This window comes from Micromonospora sp. NPDC007271, assembly GCF_040634005.1.
Classification (GTDB): Bacteria; Actinomycetota; Actinomycetes; order Mycobacteriales; family Micromonosporaceae; genus Micromonospora.
Genome location: NZ_JBEYER010000055.1, coordinates 12,355 through 30,253, shown reverse-complemented (window position 1 = coordinate 30,253; position 17,899 = coordinate 12,355). Strand labels below are relative to the sequence as shown.

Below are 17,899 nucleotides of genomic sequence, written 5' to 3'. Positions count from 1 at the left end.
GACTGGGAGTACGTGAAGCCACGGTGCCGCCGCCGCGGACGGCGGCGTGCGGGCGCCGGTCAGGCGGGCCGGGTGCCCGGGCGGGGGGAACGGGAGCGGAGCACGTCGCCGTCGGACGGGTGGCAGCCGTGGCCGGACAGGACGGGTGCCGCCCAGGCGACGGCGGAGGCGTCGGCGAGGTGGCCCGGCAGGCCGCCGGACGGGACGATCTCACCACCACCCGGGATGTGCTGGACCGGTGCGGAATCGGCGTCCGACCGGAGCGGGCGCGACGCGCCCGGCCCGGTGCCGTTCGACGCGGACCAGCCCGCCGTGGCGTGCCGGCCGGTGGCCGCCCCGCCCCCGGCGGACCCCGCCCATCCCGGGGCGGCCGCCACCGACGGGCCGGCGGTGATGGCCGGCGGGGCGGGCGGCGGCGCTGGGGCCTGGTCGGCCGGCGGTGGGATCTGGTCGGCCGGGCCGGCCCCCGGATCGCTGGTCGGCGGTGGTGGGCCGGTGGGCGGGTCCAGCGGGTCGGTCACCGGCTCGAGCGGCTTCAGCACCGGATCGAGGGGCTGGAGTACCGGCTCCAGCACCTGCCAGACCGGAGACAGGACCGGGGCGAGCGGCTCGGTGACCGGAGCCAGGACGCCGGCTACCGGCGTGAGGATTCCGGTGCGGACCGGTTCGGTGACGGGCGTCAGGACGCCGGCTACCGGCGTGAGGATCCCGGGCTCGGTGACTGGGCGGGGCGTGTCGGCCGCCGGCGCGGACCCCCTGGCGGGCGTCGGCGGGTCGGTCCGCGGCGGCGCGACGATCGGGTCGGCGGGGCGGGTCACCGGGCCCCGGCCGGGCCTGGGCGCGGCCTCGGGGGTCGGCGGCCTGAGCCGCCGGTCGGCGCGCCGGCTGGGGCAGGCAGGTGCCCGCGGCGTCGTCCGCTTCGGCGTGACCCTGGTCGCTGGCGGGGCCGGCGGGGTGGGCTCGGCGGTGTCGCCCTCGGCCGGATCGGGTGCGGCTGGGGGCACCGCCGGCGGCGTGACCGGGTCGAGGACCGGGCGGAGGACGCCGGTGACCAGGTCGAGGGTGGCTTCGATGGAGACGACGGGTGGCCGGTCGGCGGCGTATGTGGTGGTGGCGGCGGTGGCCTCGTGGGCGGCCCACGCGGTGGTGGTGGCGGCGGCCTCGTGGGCGGCCCACGCCGCGAGCACTCCGCCGAGCAGGAGGCCGAGGCGCAGCGCGCTCCGCGTCAGCTTCCCGCTTCGTCGAGTCATCCCGGCACCCCTCCGACCGGCGGCCACGCCGACGATCAACGCCCGTACTGTACCGAAAGCAGTCGCTCGATCACAGCCTGCGGCTGATCGGAATCGGGCGCGTCGCGTCCGCCGAGGAGTGGCCGCGCCGGCCATCGGGTACCACCGGAGCCATGAGCACGAGCATGGTCGGCCGTTCCACCACCGCTGCCGCGTCCGCCCCGCCGGTCGGCACCGTCGCGGTCGTCGCCCACCGGAAGAAGATTCTCGGCGGCGGCCTCGACGAACTGCGGACCCACCTGACCGGAGCGGGGCTCGAACGGCTCCTCTGGTACGAGGTGCCGAAGAGCCGCAAGGCGCCGAAGCAGGTTCGCAAGGCGCTCGACAAGGGCACCGAGCTGGTCCTGGTCTGGGGCGGCGACGGGATGGTGCAACGTTGCGCGGACACCCTGGCCGGATCGGACGTGCCGATGGCCGTCCTGCCCGCCGGTACCGCCAACCTGTTCGCCACCAACCTCGGCATCCCGGCCGACCTGCCAGAGGCGGTCCGGATCGCGCTGTACGGCCGGCGGCGCCGGCTGGACCTGGGTCGGCTCAACGGGGAGCACTTCGCCGTGATGGCCGGCGCCGGCTTCGACGGGGAGCTGATCCGGGAGGCCGACCGCAAGCTCAAGGGCAGGCTGGGGCGCGTCGCGTACGTCTGGACCGGGCTGCGGCACGTCCGTGGCGAACTGGTCCGTACCCGGGTCCGGGTGGACGGCGCCGACTGGTTCGACGGTGAGGCCAGCTGCGTGCTGTTCGGCAACGTCGGCACGATCACCGGCGGCATCCCGGCCTTCGACGACGCCCGCCCGGACGACGGGGCCCTGGAGGTCGGCGTCTCCACCGCCAGCGGCGCGGTGGACTGGGCGCGCACCCTGGGCCGGATGGCCGCCGGACGGCCGGCGGACTCACCGTTCGTCCGCGTCACCCGCGGTCGCAAGGTTCGCGTGCGCTTCGCCGCGCCGAAGACGTACGAGCTGGACGGCGGCGCGCGAGGCACGGCCAGACGGTTGAAGGTGACCAGCGTTCCCGGGGCGCTGACCGTCTGCTGCCCCGCCTGACGAGCGCCGGCTCTGCCGCGCGGTCAGCCGCCGGGTCAGCCCGCGTACGGCCGCGGCGCACCCGATCCCGACGGCGAGCGAGGCGATCAGCGCCAGCTCCGGTGACCACGGCCCGATCAGCGGCATCACCTGCCAGTGGGTCAGGTAGATGTAGAGCGAACTGCCGGCCAGCACGGCGGCCGCCCGGTTGACGGTCGGCCGGCTGGGCAGCCGCGGCACCCAGACCAGCAGGGCGAAGCCGGCGACGACGAACGCCTCCCGGTACGGCTGGCCGAAGAACCCGGGCACGGTGAGCGCGGCGACGACGGTGACCACCACCCGCTGCCCGGTCCGGTCGGCTCGGGCGGCCGCCCAGCCGAGCGCGAAGAGCCAGCAGGTCACCACCGCGTCCGGCACGTTCCCGCGGGTGGCGAGGCCCGGCACGTCGTACCGGGCGACCAGGCCGAGGAGGGCGAGCGCCAGCGGCAGCCCGAACGGGTACCGGCGTTCGATCCGGTCCACCGCCGGCACGGCGATCAGCGCGGCGCCGGCGAGCAGGATGTAGACCAGCGCCTCGATGAACCAGAAGTGCCACTCGGTCGCCCCGTCATGCGGGCCGAGGAAGCTGTTGAGCAGCAGCAGATTGGTCAGCGTGTAGTCGCCGGTCACCGCGCCGGCCAGGGCGATCCAGGCCACCGACGGGAGCACGATCCGGCCGACCGCGCGTACGGCGGCGCGGACCCGCTCCCGCCGGGGCGCGGTGGTGAGCTGGAAGCGGGCGAAGTTGAACCCGGCGACGGCGAGCAGCAGATGGGCCCCGCCCTTGATCGTGAAGACCGGGATGTGCGAACCGACGATCGCCACGATCGCCAGTGCCCGCAATGCCACGCCGGTCTCCAGCACCCGGCGTCGGGCCGGCCGGTCCGACGCCGGTCGGACCAGGTCCCGGATGGGGACGGTGTGCCAGTCGGCGGGGAGATCGCCGAGGAGTTCCTGCAGGCGGACGGAGGCTTCGACGTAGGAGAGGGAGTCGCCGCCCAGGTCGACGAAGCTCTGGTCGGCGCTGACCTCGGGCTGGTCGAGCAGCTCGGCGTAGAGCCGGCAGAGCTGGTCCGGGTCAGCCCCGGAAGGCACGGCCGCGGCTGCCGGCGACGCGGCCAGGGCGCGGACCGCCCCCAGGTCCGGCTTGCCGTTGCCGAGCCGGGGCAGCTCGGCCAGCACGTGCGCGCGGACCACCCGGGCCGGCAGCCCCGCCGCGGCGGCGGCCAGGCGCCGCACCTGGTCGGGGTGGCGGGCGCCGGTCGCGGCCACCACCAGCTCGCGGTCCGTCCCGACGCAGTACGCCTCGACGCCCGCCCGGCGCAGCCGCTCCTCCACCCGCCGGGGGTCGACCCGCAGTCCGAAGATCTTCGTGAATTCGGCGACCCGCCCGACGATCTCGTAGAGGCCGTCCGGGCCGCGCCGGGCCACGTCCCCGGTGGACAGCTCCGTGACGGTGCGCCCGAGGGCCAGGTCGCCGGGCTGTTCGGCGTAGCCGAGCATCACGTTGGGGCCCGCGTAGACCAGCTCGCCGGTGTCCGGGTCGGGTCGGTCCGGCAGCGGGCACAGCCGGAACGACCCGCCGGGGATCGGCACCCCGATCGCCTCCGGCCGGCGCTCGGCCAGCTCCGGCGGCAGGTACGCCATCCGGGCGGTGGCCTCGGTCTGGCCGTACATGACGAAGAACCGCCAGCCGTGGCGGCGGCCGAGCGCGGCGTACCGGGCCACCCGGTCCGGGTCGAGCCGGCCGCCGGCCTGGGTGAGGTAGCGCAGGTGGGGCAGGCGCATCCGAGCGAAGCCGACCCGGTCCAGCAGGTCGAAGGTGTACGGCACGCCGGCCAGGGCGGTGCCGTGCGCGGCGCGGAACAGGTCCCAGAAGCAGCGCTCGGTGACCGAGAGCCCGGTGAGGATCAGCGCCGCCCCGCGCAGCAGATGGCTGTTCACCACGGACAGGCCGTAGCAGTAGTGCAGGGGCAGCGTGGTGGCGGCCCGGTCGGTGTCGCGGATGTCCAGGTACTCGGCGATCGCCTCGGCGTTGGCCTGGAGGTTCGCCGACGACAGCCGGACCAGCTTGGGGGAGCCGGTCGACCCGGAGGTGCTGAGCAGCAACGCCAGTTCGGGGTGCAGCTCGTGCCGGCTGCCGGGACGGCGCTCGTGCACCACGAGTTCCCCGTCCACCCGGTGGATCAGCACGTCGGGGTCGTACGCCCGGGTCAGCTCGGTGGTCGCGGCGTCGTGGTCTCCGGGCACCAGCAGCAGGGGATGCCCACCGGCCAGCGCCGCCAGGTACGCGACCAGCTCGTCGACCCGGTTCGCGCCGGCGAGCAGCACCAGCCGGCGGGCCGTGCCGAGCCGGGCGGCCAGCTCCGCGACCCGCTCGGCCAGCTCGGCGTAGCTGAGCCGGCCGTCGGCGGTGATCACTGCCGGCCGGTCGCCGTGCCCGGCCAGGGCGCGGACGAACGGCGCCGGCCCGCTGTCGGGAAGGACGCGCATGGCGGTCAGGTTAGGGGAGCCTCACCTAAATCCCAATGGGGGGTGGCTTGCATTGACGGGGGCGACTAAGGTAAGCCTTACCTGTGCGAAAGCGTCTCAGTCTCGTTCTGGCCAGCACCCTGGCCGGCCTGTTGTCCCTGACCGCCTGCGGCGGCTCCGACGGCGATCCGGGCAAGCCCGGCGACAAGCGGCTCACCGTCTACAGCGGCCGCAGCGAAGCCCTGGTCAAGCCGGTGCTGGAGAAGTTCGAGAAGGCCAGCGGCATCACGGTCGACGTCCGCTACGGCACGACCTCCCAGCTGGCCGCCCAGCTGCTCGAGGAGGGGAAGCGCAGCCCGGCCGACGTGTTCTTCGCCCAGGACGCGGGCGCGCTCGGCGCGGTCGGCAAGGCCGGGCTGTTCGCGGTGCTGCCCGCCGAGCAGCTCGACCGCGTCCCGGCCGCGTACCGGGACGCCAAGGGCCGGTGGGTCGGCGTCAGCGGCCGGTCCCGGGTCCTGGCCTACAACGCCGACCAGGTCACCGCCGCGGAGCTGCCGAAGACCGTGTTCGAGCTGACCGACCCCCGATGGCAGGGCAAGATCGGCGTCGCGCCCACCAACGGCTCGTTCCAGGCCTTCGTCACCGCCCTGCGGGTGCAGCACGGCGACGCCAAGGCGCGCGAGTTCCTCACCGGGCTCAAGGCCAACCAGCCGCAGATCCGGGAGGGCAACGTCCAGATCGTCGCCGACATCGACGCCGGCACCCTCGCGGTCGGCCTGGTCAACCACTACTACGTGTACGAGCTGGCCAAGGAGCGCGGCGGCAGCCCCGACGTGCTCAAGGCGAAGTTGCACTTCTTCCCCGACGGCGACACCGGCGGCCTGGTCAACGCGGCCGGCGTCGGCGTGCTGGAGCGGGCCGGCACCGACCCGGACGCCCGGGCGCTGATCGACTACCTGCTGGGCACCGAGGCGCAGAACTACTTCGCCTCGCAGACCTTCGAGTACCCCCTGGCGGCCGGGGTGCCCGCCGCGCCGGGCCTGCCGCAGCTCACCACCCTCGAGGCGCCGAAGATCGACCTCAACGACCTCGACACCCTCGAGGCCACCGTCACCATGATCAAGGAAGCGGGGCTGGCCTGAGCGCCGTCCTGGCCGGCGACCGTCGGGCACCCGCCCGGCGGTCGCCGCGCCGGCTGATCCGGCGCCCGGCGCTCACCGCCGCCTCGGCCGCCGCCGTCGCGGTCGCCCTGCTGCCGTTGGTCTACCTCGCCGTACGGGCCGTCGAGGCGGGCGCCGAACGCATCGTCGCCGAGCTGTTCACCGCGCGGGTCGCCGTGCTGGCCGGACGCAGCCTCGCCCTCGCCGCCGTGGTCACCGCCGCCTGCGTCCTGCTCGGCGTCGGCACCGCGCTCCTGGTGGCCCGCACCGACCTGCCCGGCCGGCGGGTCTTCGGCGTCCTCGCCGCGCTGCCGCTGGCCGTTCCGACCTACGTGGCCGGCTTCGCCTGGACCGCCACCGTCACCGGGTTCGAGGGCTTCTGGGCCGCCGCCCTGCTGCTCACCCTCTGCTCCTACCCGTACGTCTTCCTGCCCGCGGTCGCCGCGCTCAACCGGACCGACCCCGGCCAGGAGGAGGTGTCCCGGTCGCTCGGGAAGGGACCGTGGGCCACCCTGTCCGGGGTGACCCTGCGGCAGATCCGTCCGGCCGTCGCCGCCGGTGCGCTGCTGGTCGCCCTGTACGTGCTCAGCGACTTCGGCGCGGTCTCCATCGTCCGGGTCGACACCTTCACCCGGGCCATCTTCACCGCGTTCAACCTCGGCTTCGACCGCACCGGCGCGCTGGTGCTCTCCACCGTGCTGGTGGCGCTCACCGTGCTGCTGATCGGGGCCGAACTGGCCACCCGCACCCGCGACGCCCGGTACGCCAGCACCGCCGTCCGGCCGCCCGTGCGGCTGCGGCTGGCCCGGTGGCGTGGGCCGGCGCTGCTCGGCCTGCTCGCGGTGAACGGGCTCGCCCTCGGCGTACCGGTCGCCGGCCTGGCCCGGTGGCTCGCGGCCGGGGTGTCCCGGCCCGGCTCCCTGGCCGAGGTCGCGGCCGCGGCCGGCGCGTCGCTGTCGGTCTCCCTCGCCGGCGCCGCGCTGACCATGCTGCTCGCCCTGCCGCTGGGGCTGCTCACCGCGCGGGCGCCAGGACCGGTCGCCACCGTGCTGGACCGGCTCACCTACGTGGCGCATGCGCTGCCCGGCGTGGTGATCGGTCTCTCTCTGGTGTTCTTCGCGGTCAACGTGGCGTACCCGCTCTACCAGAGCGCCTGGTTGCTCGCCCTGGCGTACGCGACGCTCTTCCTGCCCCTGGCTGTCGGCGCGGTGGCCTCCGCCGCGGCGCAGAGCCCACCGGCCGTCGAGGAGGCCGCCCGGTCCCTCGGGCGCGGCCCGGTCACGGTGTTCCGCACGGTGACCCTGCCGCTGACCCTCCCCGGCATCGGCGCGGGCGCGGCCCTGACGTTCCTCACCTGCATGAAGGAGCTTCCGGCCACCCTGCTGCTGCGCCCGACCGGCATGGACACCCTGGCCACCGAGCTGTGGAGCCACACCAACACCGCGGCGTACGCGGCTGCCGCCCCGTACGCCGCGATCCTGGTGGCGCTCGCCGCCGTGCCGACCTGGCTGCTCGCCGTCCGAACCGGACTCACCGGAGGTGCCCGATGACCGAGAGCATGGTGAACCTGGCCGGGGTGATCAAGTCGTACGGCCCGGTGGCGGCGCTGGCCGGCGTCGACCTCGACGTCGCCCGCGGTGAGCTGCTCGCCGTGCTCGGCCCGTCCGGCTGCGGCAAGACCACCCTGCTGCGTTGCCTCGCCGGCTTCGAACGGGTCGACTCCGGCGTGGTCACCGTCGCCGGGCGGCGGCTCGCCGGTGACCGGGTCCACGTGCCGCCGCACCGCCGCCGGGTCGCCGTCGTACCGCAGGACGGCGCGCTCTTCCCGCACCTGTCCGTCGCGGACAACGTCGGCTACGGCCTGGACCGCACCGCGCGGCGCGGCGGCCGGGTCGAGGAGGTGCTGGCCCTGGTCGGCCTCGCCGGGTACGGCGGGCGGATGCCGCACCAGCTCTCCGGTGGCCAGCAGCAGCGGGTGGCGGTGGCTCGGGCCCTGGCCCCCCGCCCGCCCCTGGTGCTCCTCGACGAGCCGTTCAGCGCCCTCGACGCCCAGCTCCGCGCCGAGCTGCGCGCCGACGTCCGCCAGGCGCTGCGGGCCGACGGTGCGACCGCTGTGCTGGTCACCCACGACCAGGGGGAGGCGCTGTCCATGGCGGACGCCGTGGCGGTGATGAACGCCGGTCGGATCGTCCAGTGCGGCACCCCGGCCGAGGTGTACCGCAACCCGGCGGACCCGTGGGTGGCCGGGTTCGTCGGCGACGCGGTGCTGCTGCCGGCCACCGTCGACGCCGACGTGGCGGTCACCCCGCTCGGCCGGTTGCCGCTGCGTGGCCCGGCGACCGGGGGGTTCGCCACCGTGCTCATCCGCCCCGAACAGCTCCGGCTCGCCCCGACCGGCGGGTCGGCCGCGACCGTGGTCCGGCAGGACTTCCACGGGCACGACGCGCTGACCACCCTGCGGTTGGCCGACGGGACCGTGCTCACCGCGCGCACCCTCGACGAGGGCGTCGCGCTGCCCGCCGGCGCCGAGGTCGGCGTGACGGTGCGCGGGCCGGTCCGCGCGTACGCCGGGCCGGCCTGAGCAGCCGCCGGGGCGGTGGGCAGGATGCGGGGCATGGACGACGACGTGCGCGGGTACCTCGCCGAGCTGGTGGACCGGGCCCGGGCGGTGCTCGGCGACGACCTGGTCGGCGCGTACGCGGCCGGGTCGGTGGGGTTGGGCGCGTACCAGCCGGGACGCAGCGACGTGGACGTGGCGCTGGTGGTGGCCCGGCCGGTGGGCGGGCCGGCGAAGCGGGCGCTGGTGGACCGGCTGCGGCACGAGGCCCTGCCCTGCCCCGCCCGCGGCCTGGAACTGGTCGCCTACCGGCGGGACGTGGCCGCCTCCGGCACCCCGGAACCCGGCTTCGAGCTGGAGCTCAACACCGGGGCGACCATGCCGTTCCGCGCCACCTACGACCCGGCCGACCGGCCCGCTGCCGACGGCCGGTTCTGGTACGCCCTGGATCGCAGCATCGTGCGCCAGTCCGGGCTGAGCATGCTCGGCCCGCCCGCCGCCGACGTGTTCGTCGATCCCGCACCGGACGACCTGCGCGGGCTGCTGGTCACGGCGCTGCGCTGGTGGCTGGCGCTGCCGACCCCACCCGGGAACGGCCCGGCTCCCGGCGCGGAGGACGCGGTGCTGGGCGCCTGCCGCTCCCTGGTCCGCTGCCGGGACGGTGTCTGGCTGGGCAAGGTGGACGCCGGGCAGCGGCTCGCCGCGGGCCCGGCTCGGCCCGGTCCCGGTCGGGTCGGCCGCGAGGACGCCGATCTGATCCAGCGGGCGATCGCGGCCCGCCGGGGCGGTCCGCCGCCGAGCGGCGCTGAGGCCCGCGCGTTCCAGCACCGGATCCTCGACGAGATCGCCGACACCCATTGACGCGACTCGACGTCTCACTGTAAACAAGGCGTACTGATGAGTCGGGGAGGCCCTCATGCGACGTTCGGTACCCCTGGCCGCGCTCCTGCTCGCGCTCGCCACCACCACCCCGGCCGCCGCCGCGCCGCCACCCCGGCCGGCACCCGCGCCGCTGGCGGCCACCCCGATCCAGGTCTACGGCGCCTGGCACTGCGGCAACGACTACTGCAGCTGGGGCACGGCCCGCACGGTGGCCGAGTTCGACAGCCAGAACCACTGGTTGATCGACCGGGGCGACGGCCGGCCCTCGGTCAACCTCGTGGTGCTCAGGTTCGTCAACCCGCTCGACCTGCTGCACCAGACCACCGACGCCACCACCGTCGACGGCGTTCCGCGCGGCATGACCGCCGAGATCGTCGGCTGGTTCACCTCCCACGGCATCCGGGTCATGCTCTCCGTCGGCGGCATCACCTACACCGACGACTGGGACGCCGCCCTCGCCGAGAACCCCACCCTGCTCGGCCAGCGGGCCGCCGCGGTCGCCACCCGGCTCGGCGTCGGCATCGAGATCGACTACGAGCAGAACACCGATCCCAACCTCGCCGGCCTGCAGTCCTTCATCGACGCCTACCGGGCGGTCCATCCGTACGACGCCACCGGCGCCCGGCCCGAGGCCCGGCTCACCATCGACGTCGCCGCCGGCGACCGTTGGCTGATCGCCCTCAACCGCAAGGCCACCGCCGACTGGCTGCGTACCGACACCCCGATCCTCGACTACGCCAACGCGATGGTCGCCGCCCGGCCTGCCTCCGCCAGCACCTCGCAGGCGAGCTGGCAGGAGCACGTCGACGGCAAGCCGCAGTACAGTCCGCCGGTGCCGCCGCTCGCCCCGGCCAAGTTCACCGGCGGCGTGTACCTCGCGTACGGCGGCAAGCCGCTGCCGGAGTGCGTCGACTACGCCACCTCGGTGCAGAAGGCCGCCGCCCCGTACGTGCAGAGCGTCGCCCCCAAGGGCGCGGGCACCACCGCCGGCATGCTCGGCTTCATGTTCTGGGCGGCCGAACGCCCCGCCACCCGCGGCATCGGCACCGTGCCGCCGAACACCTGCGAACGTGGCGCCGGCGCCGGGGCGGCCGCGCTCGCCGTCCCGGTGCCCATGCCGGCCCTGCGGCAGAATTGAACCGTCGGCGACCACCGCTCGCCCTGGCCGGCCCGGCGTTGCCGCAGGTCCAGCGGGCACCTACGCTGTCTGCGACCACCAGACACAAAGGAGCGTCGGTGACCGAGCAGCCCCTGACCACCACCGCACGCGCCGACGCGCTGGACACCAGCGTCCCGCACTCGGCCCGCCTGTGGAACTACCTCCTCGGCGGCAAGGACAACTTCGCGGCCGACCGCCAGGCCGCCGAGCAGGTCCTCGCGTTCCTGCCGGAACTCGTCCAGTCGGCCCGGTTCAACCGCGAGTTCCTCGGCCGCGCGGTCCGTCATCTCGCCGGCGAGGCCGGTGTCCGGCAGTTCCTCGACGTCGGCACCGGGCTGCCCACCGCCAACAACACGCATGAGGTGGCCCAGGCCACGGCACCGGATTCGCGCATCGTCTACGTCGACAACGACCCGATGGTGCTGGTGCACGCCCGGGCGCTGCTGACCAGCAGCCCCGAGGGCGCCACCGACTACATCGAGGCGGATCTGCGCGACCCGGAGCTGATCCTGACCGAGGCCCGCCGGACGCTGGACTTCGACCAGCCGATCGCGGTCATGCTGCTGGGCGTCGTCAACTTCGTCGTCGACGACGAGGAGGCGATCCGCGTCGTCCGTCGGCTGGTCGACGCGGTGCCGGCCGGCAGCTACCTGGTCCTGTCGCACCCGACCCGGGAGGTCAACCCGGAGGCGGTCGACCGGGCGCTGGCGATGTGGAACGAGGGCGGCGCGGCACAGATGGCCGTCCGGACCCCGGCGGCGATCGCCCGTTACTTCGACGGGCTCGAGCTGCTCGAACCCGGTCTGGTCACCTGTTCCCAGTGGCGTCCGGACGGCAACGACACCACCCCGACCTCGGAGTACTGCGCGGTGGGCCGCAAGCGCGGCTGACGCGGGCCGGCCGCCCCGGCGTCGTGCCGGGGCGGCCGGGATCCATGTCAGTCCCGTACCCAGGTGAAGGTGACCCGTGCGCCGGCCGGCAGCCGGTCCAGGTCGTTCAGCTCCAGGACGCCGGCGACCGCGCCGAAGAGTTTGGCCTTGCGTAGCCGTAGCTGCCCCTGGGGAAGCTGGTAGCGGTAGAGCCCGTTGGCGGCGGTACGCCTGCTGTCCTGCACCGCGATCGTCCAGTCCCCGTCCTTCGCGTGCAGGCCGATCTCCTTGCGCCAGGTCAGGCCGGACCCCAGGGTCAGCACGAACTCCACCTCGTCGGCCGGCTTGGCGCCGGCCTCGATCCGGTAGTCGACCGCGTCGTGGTCACGGGTGATCAGCTGGCCCGCCGGCAGTTCGGACCAGGCCGGCAGGTGGGAGGTGGGCAGCGGATCGCCCACCGGCAACTTGGTCAGCGCGCCGTCCGGGACCACCCCGACCCGGTCCCAGCGCAGCCCGAGCGCGGTGAACGTGGTGGGGTCCGGCACGTGCCGCAGAACGCCGCCGGACACCAGATAGACCGGGTCCTTGTGCTCCTCGCGCAGCACGGTGCCGTCGGCCGGCACGGGTGCCAGGGCGCGCAGCGAGTCGCGCGGCACGACGCGGACGTCGGACCAGGTGAAGCCCAGCCGGGTCAGGGTGTCCGGGTCGGGGATGTGGAAGCCACGCCCGCCGTAGGTGACGTACACCTCGGGATGGTCGATCTCGCGGAGCAGGACCCGGTCGCCGGGGCGGTCGGCGAGGTACGACATGGAGCCGTCCGGCAGCTCGACCACCTCGGTCCAGCGCAGCCCCAGCCGATCGAACTCCTGCGGGCTGGTCACCCAAAACTTCGCCCCGCCGTGCACCACGTAGATGCGCGGGTCGGAGCGGTCGCTGAGCAGCTTGCCCTTGGCGAGGTACCAGGGCAGCCGGGGGGAGTAGCGCTCCACGAAGAAGCCCCGCCACTCGTCGCCGTTGCTCTGCCGCACCGCCCGGTCGGCCGGGTCGTACGCGGTCTTGAACTCCAGCACGTCCTCGCGGCGGCGGTACCGGTTGTCCCAGATGAAGATCCGGGTCCGGGTGGCATCCTGCTCGTAGCCGTACGCCACCACCTGGTGGTCGTTGCCGAAGCCGGCCGGATCCCGGGACTGGACCAGGCCGAGCGGCTGCGGCAGCCCCTGGTCGAGCAGTTGCTTGAGCTTGGGGAACTGTTCCTCCCGGGTCATCCGGGCCACGCCGATGCCGCCGAGTGTGGTCGGGTGGTCCGGGGTGCTCATGAACTGGGCGTACATGGTCCAGTTGTCGACGATGCTGGTGATCAGCCGGTCGTAGATGTAGTCGGCAACCGGATTGCCGTCGGGCGGGAGCGCGGCCGTGTCGGGCACCGGGAGGCGCTGGTGCCAGTGGTCCAACGCGGTGAACGCCATGCCGCCGCACCGGCCCTTGGTGTCCGTGATCGGCAGACCGGCGATCTTGATGTGGTTGACGAAGCCGTTGGTGAAGGCGAAGCCGTCCCGGGCCGGACGGAAGGACACGCGCATTCGATCTCCCTGTGCTGCTCAGTAGGTGACCTGGACGCCCATCTGCGCCCAGGTGAGCCGGCCGACGATGCCATCGTCGGTGAGCCCGCGCATCCGCTGGTACCAGCGGACTCCCGCGTCGGTGCGCTCGTCGAAGTCGACGCCCGCAGGGCCGCAGCGGCGGGCGCCGACGAAGCGCTTGACGAAGGCGACGTCGTCGCCGGTGCTGCCCCGCCGCACGGTGCGGGAGCCGGGCGCGCGCCGGGGCTGCGGCGGGGGAGGCGCGGTGGCCTTGCGCAGGGCGGCCAGGGTGGCCGGGCCGACGAGACCGTCCACCGTGAGCGCCCGGGTCCGCTGGAAGCTGCGGACCCAGGCGGCGGTCCGGGGACCGAACGCCCCGTCGACCGCGAGCGCGGCGCCGAGCCGGTTGGCCAGCGTCTGCAACTCCCGTACGTCGCTGCCGTGGCAGCCGTCCCGCAGCACCCGGTCGCCCAGCCGGGTCACCGCCGCGGTGGCGATGCCCCACGGCCGCTGGCTGTCCTCCAGGGCGCGCTGGTGGCTGACGCTGACATGCAGGTGCTTGTTGTGGGGGTTGGTGCCGGTGTAGCGGGCGGGGGCGAAGCCGCGGACGCGACTCCAGATCACCCGGTTGTAGATCACGTACTGGCAGGACGGGTGGGTCACGCAGTGGCGGACCACGAGCAGCGGGTCGATGCCGTCGACGTCCACGTCGATGGCGTTGACCGAGCGGTCGTCGCCGTCCGGATTGTGGTCGGAGCGGCGCGCCTGGTGGGCGGCGTCGCCGATCCAGCCGTCGGAGCCGCGGTCCCGGTGCGGCCACCGGGCGTTGATCTCCTCGCGTAGCACCCGCAGGGTGGGTGCCAGGTGGGCGCTCATGTCAGCGCTCCTCGTCCATGGCCAGGTCGTAGTCGACCTCGTCGCCGATCAGAGACTCCGGGTCGTCGTCCTCCTCGAAGACGGTCACCTGGTAGTCCGGGTCGACTGTGGCGGTGTCCATCACCGTGCCTCCGCTCTCCGTTCGGGCCGGCGCGGCGGCGTCCACGCCGGCGGGTCGCCCCGCCCTCGCCGGCCGCCGAGGCGTGCCGGCCAAGGCTGCGTCCACTGTCGAAAGTCCAGGTCACAGCGGCAAGGCCTGAGTCGGCTATCGGCGGCGCGGCGACCCGAGCGGCGGCCGATCCGCGCCGATCGAGCAGCGCCGCCGCCGACCGGACGGGCGGCGGCATGGGATCGGTGGAGCCGCCGGCTCCGTCGGGCGGTGCTGTCCCGGCCTGATCAGCGCGGCGGCCCACCGGTTCGGCCAGTCCGCCCACACCGCTCGGCGACCTGGTGGCGCTGCGCCGCCCGCGTCGCCCAGGCGCAGGCCCGGCCGCGTCGCACTGGCTGCCGGCTGTGGCGTGGACTGGTCAGGGCACCAGATCGGCCAGCGCGGCGCGCAGCGCGGCGGTCAGGTCCTCCCTGGACAGGCCGGCGGCGTCAGCGGGCAGCGCGGCGAGCACCCGCGCGGCCACCGCGTCGGCGAGCACATCGACGTCGGCGGGTACGGCCGGAGCGGGGTTGACGTCGGCGGGCACACCCGGGTCGGCGTCGGCGCGCGGTTCGGGCAGCCGGGCCAGCGCCGCCCGTACCGGTGCCGGGTCCGCGGCCTGCCGGGCGACGGCCTCGCCGATGGTGCGGACCGTCTGCACGATCTCGTTGAGCACCCCGAGGGTGGACATGCCCTTCGGGATGCCGCCGCCGACGTACTGCCAGGGCAGGGCGCGGAGCTGGAGTGCGACCGCCGGGTCCTTCAGCAGGGCGAGGAACCGTTTCGCGTCGGTGGCGCTGTCGTCGGCGGCCAGGCCCCAGGGGCGTTCGTCCCGTTCGGCCTGGTCGGTGGCGCGGATGCCCAGGTGCAGCCGGCCCGGGCCGGGGTCGGTGCCGGGGTACGGGCGTCGGGTCCACCCGTCGTCGGCGCGGGCGGCGGTGCCGCCGAGGATCCACTGGGCGGCGGACGGGTGGCGCTGGAACGCCGCCAGCAGCGCGTCGATGTCGACCCCGGTGACGTTCACGTCGAGCGCGTCGATCGTGTCCCGGCTGTTGGCCCGGTGGTCGGCGTGGTGCCTCGCGTCCACCAGGGTCCGGTCGGTGCCGGGCCAGCGGCGGGTGAGCTCGGCGCGCAGGGTCTCCAGCGCGGGGGCGAGCCGGCGGGGCGCGGCGGCCTCCCGCGCGATCAGGTCCCGCAGCGCCTGCTGCTCGGGCGCCCGCTGGGCGAGGTCGCCCTCATCCCGGTGGAAGTGCGTCCAGAGCTGGCAGCCGTTCGCCTTCGCCCAGGCATGCATCCGCCGGTACCAGTCGGCGCAGCGGCTGCCGTCGGCGTCGAGGTCGGTCGGGAAGCCGCCCGCCGTGGTGATCCGGGGGTGGTTGATCTCGGCGATGCCCCACGGCTTGCCGGTGGCTCTGGACAGCTCGACCATGATGGCCAGGGCTGCCGCCGGGTCCTCGTAGCCGGCCGGGCGGAACGGGTTGCGGGCCTTCGGGTCGTACGGGTACCAGTCACCGAGGACCAGGTCGACCGCGTCGGCCTCGTGTTCCGGCCACCAGGTGCGCCAGTCGTTCACCCGGCGGCCGGCGGCGTCGACCCGGCGTATCCATTGCAGGGTCCAGCAGACCGCGAGCCGCAACCGGCCGTCGTGCCGGGCCGGATGGTCGCCCACCTGGGTGCGGGTCCGGGTCCACGACCGGCGGAACACCGCCGGTGTGGGGTCGCCGCCGGTCTGCTGCTCCGGTTCGTGGTGCGGCACCAGGATCAGCCGGCCGGTCCGGCCGGTGGCCTGCCAGGCGGCGACGAACGCGGCGGCGTCCACGTCCGGGTCCTTGTGCGAGACGATCACGTCGGCGTCGGCGGGTGCCTGGGCCAGCCGGTGGCGGGGGTTCGTCCAGGCCGCCGCGGGCAGCCCGTCGCCGGGTGGGAAGAAGATCCGTACGCAGCTCGTGCCCGGGTAGGTGGTGAGCGTGCCGGTCAGGGTGTCGGTGGTGGGGCACCAGCCGGTGGGCATCATGCCGGCACCTCCACGGCGAGCTGCTCCAGATCGGCGCGGACGGCCTTGACCTCCCAGTAGAAGGCGTACGAGGCGGGCGAGCCGTCGAGCGTACGGACCCGGAAGGCGCCGTCGCGCACCCGGCCGGCGGCCAGCGGGGCGACCGGCTCGTCGTCCTCGAACAGCGGGGTGAGCTGCACGGTGCGGCCCTCCGGGCGGGTCAACGCCTCGAAGTACGTAGGCAGCTCGACCGTGGCGACGCCGCCGTCGAGCCGGCCCTCCCCCCGGTAGTAGACGCCGTTCTCCGGCCCCTCCAGTGCGGCGTGGATCAGCTGGCGGCGCTGCGTGGCGTCCGGCGCATCCAGCGGGTGGTCGATGGCGAACTGCTTGGACTTGCCCTTGATGACGCCGCTGCCGGCGTTCAGGCTGATGGTGTAGCCGCTGGACTCGTTGAGGCCGAGGTAGATGGCGCCGGAGGAGAACAGGTCGAAGGTGCTGATGCCGCCGCCGCTCCATGAGGCCAGCGGCGGCGTCGCCGGGCCGACCACGAGCTTGCCGTTGATCCTCACGTCGCCGCCGAACTCGCCGCGCTTCTGCACCCAGAGGCAGCCCGTGTCGGGTCCGCCTTCTACCGAGTGGCCGATATAGACCCCGCGGTCATTGAGCAGGTAGAGCCGCTCGGGGCCGTGGATGTGCAGGCGGCCACCCCCCATGATGAAGCCGTCGGCCGGCATGTTCATGTTTCCGCCCAGGCTGAGGCCGCCCTGGACGCTCAGGTCGCCGGTGCCGTTGGCGTCCCTGACCACGGTGACCCCGCCGGTGGCCCGGATGCCGAGGTTGCCCTCGGCGGTCACCGAAAGCCCGCCGCGCCCGCGCAGGGTCGCCGCCCGCAGCTCCCGTACCCCCAGGTCGGCGAACGGCTTGCTGCCCTCGGCGTAGGCCAGGTTGGGGCCGTCGCCGCTGCGGTCGACCAGCTCGAAGCCCTTGCCGGCGCGGAAGGACAGCTGGGCGTGCTGCACCCCGGGCCCCCAGAAGCCCAGCGCGGTGACCACCTGCCCGGCGCTCACCAGGGTGCCCTCCATGCTGCCCAGGTGCAGCATGCCGCCGCCGATGCGCAGCCGGTCGGCGCCGTACTGGGTGAACGCGATGAGGTCGTCGGGGTCGTTGTTGTTGGCGATCCGCAGGATCGTGTTCTCGCCGCCGTACGGCCAGTAGCGGATGTACGCCTCGTCACCGGCACCGCCGCCCGGGTCGGGGGGAAAGGTGATGCCGGCCTGCGGGCCGGCGCCGACCGCCGGCACGATCGCGCCGACCGGCACCCGCAGCCCGGCGACCTGTCGGCCGGTGCTCTGCACGGTCACCGTGCCACCGGTCCGGGTCACCTTGCCCAGCAGCACCGCGTGCGCAGTGTCGGTGGGGGCGGTGGCGCTGACCTTGACTAGCCCCTCCTCGGTCCACCGGGTCTCCGCGGCCACCCCGCCCTCGTCGCGCCGGTCGGTCAGGAACTCGTGGTACTCCACCCAGACGAAGAAGGTGCCGTCGCCGGGCAGCGTCGTCCGCCGGCTCTCCGGCAGCACGATGACGAGGCCGTCACCGTCGATCGCGACGCCCTGGCCGACGGTCACGTCGCTGCCGGTCGCGGTGAGTTCCAGGCCGCTGACCACGCCCATCGGCCGCAACAGCCGGGCGGCCAGGTTCTGCCGGGCCAGCAGGTAGTCCAACGCCTGGGTGAGGTCGTCGGCGCGCAGGTACTCGTAGTCGTAGTACCGGGGCCGCGCCATCGGCAGCGGCAGGTTCTTCTTCCAGATGATCGTCATGGGCGTACTCCGCTGTCTGTGTCAGTGGCGGGCGGG

Annotated in this window: 12 protein-coding genes and 1 pseudogene; 7 read left to right on the top strand and 6 right to left on the bottom strand. The window is 74.5% G+C overall.

Going from position 1 to position 17,899, the window contains the following annotated elements; genetic code table 11:
- Positions 1–59: 59 nt before the first annotated feature.
- Entirely contained in the window at positions 60–1,250 is a 1,191-nt protein-coding gene (locus ABZ570_RS20390) for a hypothetical protein (RefSeq protein WP_358065629.1), read from the bottom strand.
- 152 nt (positions 1,251–1,402) lie between these two features.
- On the opposite strand from ABZ570_RS20390, the gene ABZ570_RS20385 reads away from it, so the two are divergent.
- On the top strand, positions 1,403–2,332 hold the full coding sequence (locus tag ABZ570_RS20385; protein WP_358065626.1) for a diacylglycerol kinase family protein: 930 nt from the start codon (positions 1,403–1,405) through the stop codon (positions 2,330–2,332).
- A 63-nt stretch (positions 2,333–2,395) separates the two neighbouring features.
- Here the strand turns inward: ABZ570_RS20385 and ABZ570_RS20380 are convergent.
- Positions 2,396–4,843, bottom strand: a pseudogene (locus ABZ570_RS20380) (AMP-binding protein); the annotation flags it as partial.
- Between the two features lie 107 nt (positions 4,844–4,950).
- Between ABZ570_RS20380 and ABZ570_RS20375 the strand changes: the two are divergent.
- From ABZ570_RS20375 to ABZ570_RS20350, 6 genes are all read left to right on the top strand, one after another.
- Positions 4,951–5,964, top strand: a complete 1,014-nt coding sequence (locus tag ABZ570_RS20375) for an iron ABC transporter substrate-binding protein (RefSeq protein ID WP_358065679.1) — start codon at positions 4,951–4,953, stop codon at positions 5,962–5,964.
- Between the two features lie 53 nt (positions 5,965–6,017).
- Positions 6,018–7,532, top strand: a complete 1,515-nt coding sequence (locus ABZ570_RS20370; protein WP_358065676.1) for an iron ABC transporter permease — start codon at positions 6,018–6,020, stop codon at positions 7,530–7,532.
- Positions 7,529–8,563, top strand: a complete 1,035-nt coding sequence (locus tag ABZ570_RS20365) for an ABC transporter ATP-binding protein (protein WP_358065623.1) — start codon at positions 7,529–7,531, stop codon at positions 8,561–8,563. The genes ABZ570_RS20370 and ABZ570_RS20365 overlap by 4 nt, the downstream gene beginning before the upstream one ends.
- A 33-nt stretch (positions 8,564–8,596) precedes the next feature.
- Positions 8,597–9,400: a nucleotidyltransferase domain-containing protein gene (locus ABZ570_RS20360; protein WP_358065620.1), complete on the top strand. Its 804-nt coding sequence runs from the start codon at positions 8,597–8,599 to the stop codon at positions 9,398–9,400.
- Positions 9,401–9,455: 55 nt separating this feature from the next.
- Positions 9,456–10,559 (top strand): hypothetical protein, encoded by a 1,104-nt coding sequence (locus ABZ570_RS20355; protein ID WP_358065617.1) that lies wholly within the window; start codon positions 9,456–9,458, stop codon positions 10,557–10,559.
- Between the two features lie 98 nt (positions 10,560–10,657).
- A complete protein-coding gene (locus ABZ570_RS20350) occupies positions 10,658–11,470 on the top strand; it encodes an SAM-dependent methyltransferase (RefSeq protein WP_358065615.1) in 813 nt (270 codons plus the stop codon).
- Positions 11,471–11,517: 47 nt separating this feature from the next.
- On the opposite strand, the gene ABZ570_RS20345 is transcribed toward ABZ570_RS20350, so the two are convergent.
- The 4 genes from ABZ570_RS20345 to ABZ570_RS20330 all read right to left on the bottom strand — a co-directional run bounded on the left by ABZ570_RS20345 (position 11,518) and on the right by ABZ570_RS20330 (position 17,863).
- On the bottom strand, positions 11,518–13,029 hold the full coding sequence (locus ABZ570_RS20345) for a hypothetical protein (protein ID WP_358065612.1): 1,512 nt from the start codon (positions 13,027–13,029) through the stop codon (positions 11,518–11,520).
- 18 nt (positions 13,030–13,047) lie between these two features.
- Positions 13,048–13,905 (bottom strand): peptidoglycan-binding protein, encoded by an 858-nt coding sequence (locus ABZ570_RS20340; RefSeq protein WP_358065609.1) that lies wholly within the window; start codon positions 13,903–13,905, stop codon positions 13,048–13,050.
- Between the two features lie 527 nt (positions 13,906–14,432).
- Entirely contained in the window at positions 14,433–16,067 is a 1,635-nt protein-coding gene (locus ABZ570_RS20335) for a hypothetical protein (protein ID WP_358065606.1), read from the bottom strand.
- Positions 16,064–17,863: a hypothetical protein gene (locus ABZ570_RS20330; protein WP_358065603.1), complete on the bottom strand. Its 1,800-nt coding sequence runs from the start codon at positions 17,861–17,863 to the stop codon at positions 16,064–16,066. Before ABZ570_RS20330 ends, ABZ570_RS20335 begins: the two co-directional genes overlap by 4 nt.
- Positions 17,864–17,899 lie beyond the last annotated feature (36 nt).

Bases quoted from the DNA above. Each gene is read 5' to 3' on its own strand.
- ABZ570_RS20390 (WP_358065629.1), bottom strand. From the start codon at position 1,250: ATGACTCGACGAAGCGGGAAGCTGACGCGGAGCGCGCTGCGCCTCGGC.
- ABZ570_RS20365 (WP_358065623.1), top strand. From the start codon at position 7,529: ATGACCGAGAGCATGGTGAACCTGGCCGGGGTGATCAAGTCGTACGGC.
- ABZ570_RS20330 (WP_358065603.1), bottom strand. From the start codon at position 17,863: ATGACGATCATCTGGAAGAAGAACCTGCCGCTGCCGATGGCGCGGCCC.
- ABZ570_RS20345 (WP_358065612.1), bottom strand. From the start codon at position 13,029: ATGCGCGTGTCCTTCCGTCCGGCCCGGGACGGCTTCGCCTTCACCAAC.
- ABZ570_RS20340 (WP_358065609.1), bottom strand. From the start codon at position 13,905: ATGAGCGCCCACCTGGCACCCACCCTGCGGGTGCTACGCGAGGAGATC.
- ABZ570_RS20335 (WP_358065606.1), bottom strand. From the start codon at position 16,067: ATGATGCCCACCGGCTGGTGCCCCACCACCGACACCCTGACCGGCACG.
- ABZ570_RS20360 (WP_358065620.1), top strand. From the start codon at position 8,597: ATGGACGACGACGTGCGCGGGTACCTCGCCGAGCTGGTGGACCGGGCC.
- ABZ570_RS20355 (WP_358065617.1), top strand. From the start codon at position 9,456: ATGCGACGTTCGGTACCCCTGGCCGCGCTCCTGCTCGCGCTCGCCACC.
- ABZ570_RS20385 (WP_358065626.1), top strand. From the start codon at position 1,403: ATGAGCACGAGCATGGTCGGCCGTTCCACCACCGCTGCCGCGTCCGCC.